Source organism: Corallococcus sp. AB049A (assembly GCF_003668885.1).
Taxonomy (GTDB): Bacteria; Myxococcota; Myxococcia; order Myxococcales; family Myxococcaceae; genus Corallococcus; species Corallococcus interemptor.
This window is the reverse complement of sequence record NZ_RAWL01000424.1, coordinates 1-7,268: the sequence shown is the minus strand read 5'-3', so window position 1 is coordinate 7,268 and position 7,268 is coordinate 1. Positions and strand designations below refer to the sequence as shown.

The window sequence follows — 7,268 nt, the reverse complement described above, 5'->3', positions numbered from 1 at the left end:
GACGAGGCCAGCGTCGAGGTGCTGGCGGACCGGCTCGGCGTGGGGGACCGGCAGCTGCGGCGGCTGTTCCAGCAGCACCTGGGGGCCTCCCCGGTGGCGGTCGCGCAGACGCGCCGCGTGCTCTTCGCCCGGCAGCTCATCCACGAGACCTCCCTGTCCATGGCCGAGGTCGCCCTCGCGTCCGGCTTCGGCAGCGTCCGGCGCTTCAACGCCGTCTTCCGGTCGCTCTATGGCCGTCCCCCCGGCGTCCTCCGCCGCACCCGCACCGCACCCGCGACGTCCGCCGTCCCCGAGGTGACGCTGCTCATCCCCTACCGGCCGCCGTATGACTGGGCCGCGATGGAGGCCTGGCTGTCCGCCCGCGCGCTCACCGGCATGGAGCACGTGGAGCCCGGGCGCTACCTGCGCACCTTCACGAACGCCTGGGGCCGGGGAGCCGTGGAAGTGTCGCCGGCTCCGGGGCTCGACGCCCTGCGTGCCACCCTGCGCGTCAGCGACGTGAGGATGCTGCCCGCCGTCGTCGCCCAGGTCCGGCGCGTCTTCGACGTGGGCGCGGACGTGGAGGCCATCCGCGCGCACCTGTCCACGGACGCCCTGCTCGCGCCCCTGCTCGCCGCGCGCCCCGGCCTTCGCGCACCCGGGGGCTGGGACGGGTTCGAGCTGGCCGTTCGCGCCATCCTGGGCCAGCAGGTGAGCACCACCGCCGCGCGACAGCTGGGACAGCGGCTCCTCGCCACGCATGGAGAAGACCTGGACCCGGCGATCACCGGTGATGTCCGGCTCCAGCGCGCCTTCCCCCGCCCCGAGGTCCTGGCTTCGGCGGACCTCACGGGCATGGGCATGCCGGCCGCTCGCGCCCGGGCGCTCTCCCAGCTCGCCGCGGCGGCCGTGGCGGATCCCTCGCTGTTCCAGCCCGGACCGTCGCTCTCGGACACCGTCGCCCGCTTCACGCGGCTGCCCGGCATTGGCGAATGGACCGCCCAGTACATCGCCCTCCGCGCCGTGCGGGAGACGGATGCCTTTCCCGCCTCCGACGTCGCCCTGCTTCGCGCCGCGACGGAAGGCGGAGGCCCACGCCCCACGCCCGAAGCGCTCCTGCGTCGCGCCGAAGCCTGGAGCCCGTGGCGCGCCTACGCCGCCCAGCACCTCTGGACCCTGGCGGCCCTCACTCCCTCCCACCGGAACACCCATGCCTGACCGTCCGCGCTTCTTCATGGATTCCACGCCCACTCCCGCCGGCGTGGCGCTCCTCGTCTGCGATGAAGAGGGCCGCCTGCGCGCGCTGGACTGGGAGGGCTACGAGGCCCGCATGCACCGGCTCCTGCGCCTGCACTACGGCGAGAACGGCTGCGTCCTGGAGTCCGCGCGCGACCCGTCCGGCCGCACGTCCGCGCTCCAGGCCTATCTGCGCGGGGACCTGAGCGCCATCTCCGCGCTTCCCGTGGAGACCGGCGGCACGCCCTTCCAGCGCGAGGTCTGGCGCGCCCTCCGGGAGATTCCGGCGGGAACGACGACCACGTATGGCCAGCTCGCCCATCGCATCGGACGTCCCAGGGCCATCCGCGCCGTGGGCCTGGCCAATGGCGCGAATCCCATCAGCATCGTCGTTCCGTGCCACCGCGTCGTCGGTGCCAATGCCTCTCTCACCGGCTATGCCGGAGGCCTGGAACGCAAACGCTGGCTGCTCAATCATGAGCAGACGCACGCCTGAATCCCTCTCACCGGAGTTCCCACGCATGACCGCCCGTCCCGACACCGCCCCCACCTTCCGCGCGCTGCACCAGGGCCCTGACCTGCTCATGCTCCCGAATGTCTGGGATGCCGGCAGTGCCCGCCTCTTCGAGAGCCTGGGCGCGAAGGCCATCGCCACCACCAGCGCCGGCATCGCGTGGGCCCTGGGCTACCCGGACGGCAACGCGCTGCCCGTGGACGCGCTCGTCCACACCGTGCGCACCATCGCGCGCGCCATCCAGGTCCCCCTCACCGTGGACGCCGAAGCGGGCTACTCCGACGACCCGGCCACCGCCGCGGAGAACGTGGCCCGCCTCCTGTCCGAGGGCGCCGTGGGCTGCAACCTGGAGGACGGCAGCGGTCCTCCGGAGCTGCTCGCCGCGAAGATTGAGCGCGTGAAGCAGGCCGGTGCGCGCCTGGGCATCGACGTCTTCGTCAACGCGCGCACGGACGTGTACCTGCGCAAGCTGGTGCCGCCCGAGCGCCGCGTGGAGGAGACCCTGGCCCGTGCCGCCCGCTACCAGCAGGCGGGCGCGGATGGCCTCTTCGCCGCGGGTGTCACGGACGCGGCGGAGATCCAGGCCCTCACCCGGGGCACCTCGCTGCCCGTGAACGTGCTCGCGCGGCAGGACCTGCCCGCTCCGGCGGAGCTCCAGCGGCTGGGCGTGCGGCGGCTCAGCGCAGGCTCCGCCATCTCGGAGTCCATCTGGGGCCGGGCCGGGGCGCTCGCCTCCACGTTCCTCCGCGAGGGACACTCCGCGAGCCTCTTCGAAGCCGCCGCCAGCTATCCGTCCCTCAACGGGCTGATGACCCGGAAGTAGGAGCCGCGCCATGTCCCAGGAGGATCGCCAGCGCTGGAACGACAAGCACCAGCAGGCCTCCGCGTCCAGGGAGGCCTCCAGCTTCCTCCGCTCACTCGCGGACCAACTGCCCTCCACGGGCCGGGCGCTGGACCTGGCCGGAGGCGCGGGCCACGACGCATGCTGGCTTGCGCAGCGCGGGCTGGACGTGACCCTGGTGGACCTCTCCGACGTGGCGCTGGCGCAGGCGGAAGGCCTGGCACGAGACGCGGGCGTGTCCCTCACGCGCCTGCGCCTGGACCTGGAGACGGACGCGCCGCCGCCGGGGCCGTTCGACGTGGTCGTGTGCTTGAACTACCTCTGGCGGCCGCTCCTCGCCGCCGTGCCACGGCTGCTCGCACCGGGCGGGCTGTTCGTCTTCGCCCAGCCCACCCGGCGAAACCTGCAACGCCATCCGCACCCGTCCGCGCGCTTCCTCCTGGAGGAGGGGGAGCTGCCCACCCTGCTCCAGGGCCTCCAATCCCTCTCACTCACCGAGGACTGGACGGACGCCGGACGTCACGAGGCGCGCGTGGTGGCTCAGAAGCTCCAGCAGGTGCCGTAGGCGGGACGGCCGCAGTAGTGACATGGTCCTCGCTGCGCTCCGCGCAGCTCCCTCCAGAATCCAGGATCAGTCCATGGCCCACAGCTCGGGTATCCCTCGTCGCATCTCTCTCTGGGCAGGCGTTGCCCTGGCGCTGGTTGGCACTCTCACGGGCTGTGCTCCGCCAGGGCCGGAGGACTCGACCGGGGAGCCCCAGGTGACCCTGGACTCACAATCCCAGGCGCTGGCCTATCCCAACGGGAGCAGCCGGACGGTGGTGTCACGGCGCGTCGTCTACAAGAACGCCTCCGGTGGCTACCAGGCGGCGCCGGGCTTCGAGCAGTTCCGCGCGGCCGGTGCCCCCGACAGCACGCTGCACGCCATCCGCATCGCCCAGGTGGAGGCCCCGAGCGTGCGCGAGGCCATCGTCTTCATGACCGCCGGGCAGAAGATCTCAAGCAGCGGGCATTCCAGCGGCGTGACGGGCCAGTCCTCCAACTGGGACGCGTCCTGTGACGGCGTCTCCTGCCCCAACGTGGTCCTGGATGGCCGCTCCCTGGCCATGAAGCTCAATGCCCTGGGCTGGTTCCCGGCGGGGAAGACGCACCTGTCCGTGGTCAACGACAACAACTTCGACCACCTGCTCGACAGCGACACGAAGCAGCGCATCGTCAACGGGTTCGTCCACTGGCTCCAGGCCCAGATCCGGCCCGAGACGCGGTCCATCTACCTGGCGGGAAGCTCCCGGGGCGGGTGTCTGGTGATGCGAATGGCCCAGGCGCTCCGCGCCAACACGGCGCTGGATGGCATCACCCTCTACGTGTCCTCGCTGGATGGTGTGTGCAAGCACAGCCAGGGCGAGCTGGGCACGTTCGACACCAAGGTGAACAACCCCGTGCGCCCCTCGGGCACGTTCTACGGCGCGTGGGCCACCCACCTGTCCGCCGAGTTCCCCCGCCGCGCGCGGCTGCACCTGTATCAGGTGGTGGGAGGCCAGGAGGTCGCGCCGGCCACCGGCATCCGCGCCTTCTCCGGGTACGCGGGCACCACGCCTCCCTCGAAGGGCACCGACCTGGACTGGGGCTGGTACAAGCAGACCTGGGTGAAGTGGGAGCACAAGGAGATTGGCAATCCGTACACCGAGCCGCGCACGTCGGATCAGCCGCTCGCCATTTCAGAGACGATTGACGCGCAGCTCACCTGGCTGGCCAGTCTGCTGTAGCGGGCCCGCGGTGGGAGTCGCAAGGGCCTGCCCGTGTTTCGCGGGCAGGCCTGACCGTACCGGAAAAGACGCTTGCAGTTCTCGCTGTTGGCGTTCCACTCGGTGGCGATGACGGGGTGCGTGGCGGTGAGGTAGCCGAAGCGGGTCTCCCAGTTGGCCTGGTCCGCCGCGAGCGTCGCGTTGTTGGCGATGAGGTGATCACCACAGGCCGACTCGCGACTTCGGCGGGCCCGCGACCGCCCTTGATACAGTGATACAGCATCGACAGGAAATCCTGGTTTTCACAGGAAGATTCGGTATGGTCGGAGTTCTTGACTCCGTCACTGATCAAGGTGCCTTTCATGAGCAGAGCGATGTTTCCCCTCCGGGCCCTCTCCGTTTTCTCCCTCTCCCTCCTCGCGGCCTGCGAGGGCCCCGCTCCCGAGGAGGGTGACACCCTCGAAGCGGGTCGGGCTTCGTCGGAGCTCGTCTCGTCGAGCGCGTCTCCCAGCAGCGACGTCGCCATGAGTGGCATCTGGGCGGGGGGCGGAAGCACGCCCATCCACGGCCTGATGGATGACGGAGTGTCCTTCGCGGCGAGCGATCGCGGCGGCACGTTCGCGCGCAGCGCCCCCGGGCGGGTGTCATCGACCCTGACGTTGGGATATCAGGACACCGCGAAGCCGGGCGGCGCCTCGACGGTCGTCGTGAACTACGACGGGTGGGCAATCAACGGCGGTGCCGGCTCGCTCCTCGTGAAGCTCTACGACGGCGCGACCTTGCTCGCCACCGGTCCCGTCCACGCGCTCACCCCCTCTCCTGCGAACTTCAGCGATACCTTCGCCAACCTGGATGTCGTGGATGCCCGGCAGCTCCGCACCGAACTCATCTTCGAGAACAGCGCGGCAGCCGGCTCGCTGGTGTCCTCCATCATCTGGCTGGACGTCACCAGCCGCCGCGGCACCGGGCTCCAGGGGCAGTACTTCAACAGCATCGACCTCACCGGCCTCCCGGTGAACCGCGTCGACCCCACCGTTGATTTCAACTGGGGAGCGGGCGCGCCCCTCTCTGGCGTCAACGCGGATGGCTTCAGCGCGCGCTGGACGGGCAAGGTCAGCGCGGACCACACGGAGACCTATACCTTCTATACGACCAGCGACGATGGCGTTCGCCTGACGGTCAACGGCACGCGCATCATCGACAACTGGACCCACCACGGCGCTGTCGAGAACTCCGGGACCCTCGCCCTCCAGGCCGGCGAGTCCTACGACCTCGTGCTCGAGTACTACGAGAACACGGGCAGCTCCGTGATCAAGCTCGCGTGGTCATCCCCCTCGACGCCGAAGGGTGTCATCCCCAAGGAGAACCTCTTCCCGGGGCCCGTGAGCACTCCGCCTCCGGTCACGGTGCTGGCCTGCCCCACGGGCTTCAGCCGCGAACTCTTCCGCGACGACTTCGACGGCACCGCGCTCGACACCTCGAAGTGGAACATCGTCCAGGGCAACAACAGCCCCACCAACGGCACGTTCACGCAGCTCACCAAGATGCTCCGAGCCAACGTGAAGGTGGAGGACGGCAGGTTGAAGGTCTCCTCCAAGCGTCACTGCGAGGACCCGTATCCCAACATCACGCCGGAGCACCCTGCGAAGTGCACGGGGACGAACTACTATTCGGGCGCGTGGCTGAAGGCAAACAACACCTTCGCTCCGGGCAAGGGAGTGATGGCCTTCCACGCCAGGATTCCGGCGCCCATGCCGGGCACGTTCCCTGCTCTCTGGGCCCGCAACAGCTTCGGCGATGCACGCTATGGCGAGCTTGATCTCATCGAGACCTGGTGGGACAGCCCCAAGGGCACGGTCAACAATCCCAACAAGTTCTCGATCACCACGCACCTGGGCTCTAGCCCGATGATCCACACCTCGGGCAACGAAGTGGGCCCCTTCGCCAATCTGGTGACCGCCTTCCACGTCTGGGAGGTCGAGTGGGACGCCACCGCGGTGCCGGCGGTCGCCCGGTACTACTACCGTGACGGCCTGGGGGCCTCGCGCATCCTCCTGCGGACCGTGAACCACCAGACCGCCGGCTTCAACGGGAAGGTGACCGACGAGGCGTTCCGCACGGCGCTCGCCGACGGATGGCGGCCCTACATCGACTTCGCCGTGCAGCCGGATGACACCTGGCACATCGGGCCGGACGCCGCGGCGACCTATGACCCGGATGACCTGGAAGTCGACTCGGTCATCGTCTGCGCCCCCTGACGCAACGTCTGGCGAGGATGGCAAGCGGGCCATCCTCGCCAGGCCTCCCTTCAGCTCCGGCGCTTGTACTGAAGCTCGATGGCCTTCTGCGGCGCCGCACCGGGCTCGATGTTGAAGTGCGTGATGACCAGCGCATCCGGGCCCTTCAGCTCGACGTCCACGCGCCAGCCCCAGCGGGGCGTCTGCTCACCGGTGGAGTAGCTGCCAGTGACGGAGATGCGGTCGTTCACTCCGGCCTCTCCCTGCAGCGACATGATGTCCGTGCCCACGTGGAAGGTGTCCACCCACGACATGGTGAACTGCTTCCCGTCCAGGTGGTGACCCAGCGTCGCGATGCCGGACAGCGGCTTGCCGCCAAAGGCGGACGTGTACTCGTAGACCACGAAGCGGCCGTCCAGCACGCTCCGGAAGGTGCCGGAGCTGGGCGACTCGTCCTCCACCTTGTCGGGCTGGAACCACGTGCGCGCCACGCCCTCCCAGGTGCCGACCAGGCGGGAGAGGAGCTGATGGGGACCGGCGGACAGGGATTGCTGGAGACGTTCCTGGCTCATGGGCGCGGAGTCTCCCGGACGCTCACCAGGCAGGTCCACACCTTCATGCATTCCCCCCGCGGCCGTCCTCCCGCGTCATTACATTGGCGCCTGTTTCGTTTCCCTTTTCAGGAGCCCTCCTTGCCCACCAGCCCCGCCTATGCC

The 7,268-nt window shown here is 69.6% G+C and carries 7 protein-coding genes; 6 read left to right on the top strand and 1 reads right to left on the bottom strand.

Going from position 1 to position 7,268, the window contains the following annotated elements:
• The 6 genes from D7X55_RS32295 to D7X55_RS32270 form a co-directional block, all read left to right on the top strand.
• Positions 1–1,197: DNA-3-methyladenine glycosylase 2 (locus D7X55_RS32295; protein ID WP_121725068.1), on the top strand; the 1,197-nt coding region annotated here is incomplete at its 5' end.
• Positions 1,190–1,711 carry a methylated-DNA--[protein]-cysteine S-methyltransferase gene (gene ogt, locus D7X55_RS32290; protein ID WP_233610206.1) on the top strand — a complete coding sequence of 174 codons (522 nt, stop codon included), beginning with the start codon at positions 1,190–1,192 and terminating at the stop codon, positions 1,709–1,711. The genes D7X55_RS32295 and ogt, both read left to right, overlap by 8 nt.
• 25 nt (positions 1,712–1,736) lie before the next feature.
• A complete protein-coding gene (locus D7X55_RS32285) occupies positions 1,737–2,552 on the top strand; it encodes an isocitrate lyase/phosphoenolpyruvate mutase family protein (protein WP_121725067.1) in 816 nt (271 codons plus the stop codon).
• A 10-nt stretch (positions 2,553–2,562) separates the two neighbouring features.
• Positions 2,563–3,135: a bifunctional 2-polyprenyl-6-hydroxyphenol methylase/3-demethylubiquinol 3-O-methyltransferase UbiG gene (locus tag D7X55_RS32280; RefSeq protein WP_120551691.1), complete on the top strand. Its 573-nt coding sequence runs from the start codon at positions 2,563–2,565 to the stop codon at positions 3,133–3,135.
• 196 nt (positions 3,136–3,331) lie between these two features.
• Positions 3,332–4,336 carry a hypothetical protein gene (locus D7X55_RS32275; RefSeq protein WP_233610205.1) on the top strand — a complete coding sequence of 335 codons (1,005 nt, stop codon included), beginning with the start codon at positions 3,332–3,334 and terminating at the stop codon, positions 4,334–4,336.
• Between the two features lie 503 nt (positions 4,337–4,839).
• Complete coding sequence (locus D7X55_RS32270; RefSeq protein ID WP_158626453.1) at positions 4,840–6,573, top strand: PA14 domain-containing protein; 1,734 nt, start codon at positions 4,840–4,842, stop codon at positions 6,571–6,573.
• A gap of 50 nt (positions 6,574–6,623) precedes the next feature.
• Here D7X55_RS32270 and D7X55_RS32265 read toward each other — a convergent pair whose 3' ends face one another.
• Positions 6,624–7,124 (bottom strand): DUF1579 domain-containing protein, encoded by a 501-nt coding sequence (locus D7X55_RS32265; RefSeq protein ID WP_121725069.1) that lies wholly within the window; start codon positions 7,122–7,124, stop codon positions 6,624–6,626.
• Positions 7,125–7,268 lie beyond the last annotated feature (144 nt).

Coding starts and splice junctions, on each gene's coding strand:
- D7X55_RS32285 (WP_121725067.1), top strand. CDS start 1,737: ATGACCGCCCGTCCCGACACCGCCCCCACCTTCCGCGCGCTGCACCAG.
- ogt (WP_233610206.1), top strand. CDS start 1,190: ATGCCTGACCGTCCGCGCTTCTTCATGGATTCCACGCCCACTCCCGCC.
- D7X55_RS32270 (WP_158626453.1), top strand. CDS start 4,840: ATGAGTGGCATCTGGGCGGGGGGCGGAAGCACGCCCATCCACGGCCTG.
- D7X55_RS32265 (WP_121725069.1), bottom strand. CDS start 7,124: ATGAGCCAGGAACGTCTCCAGCAATCCCTGTCCGCCGGTCCCCATCAG.
- D7X55_RS32280 (WP_120551691.1), top strand. CDS start 2,563: ATGTCCCAGGAGGATCGCCAGCGCTGGAACGACAAGCACCAGCAGGCC.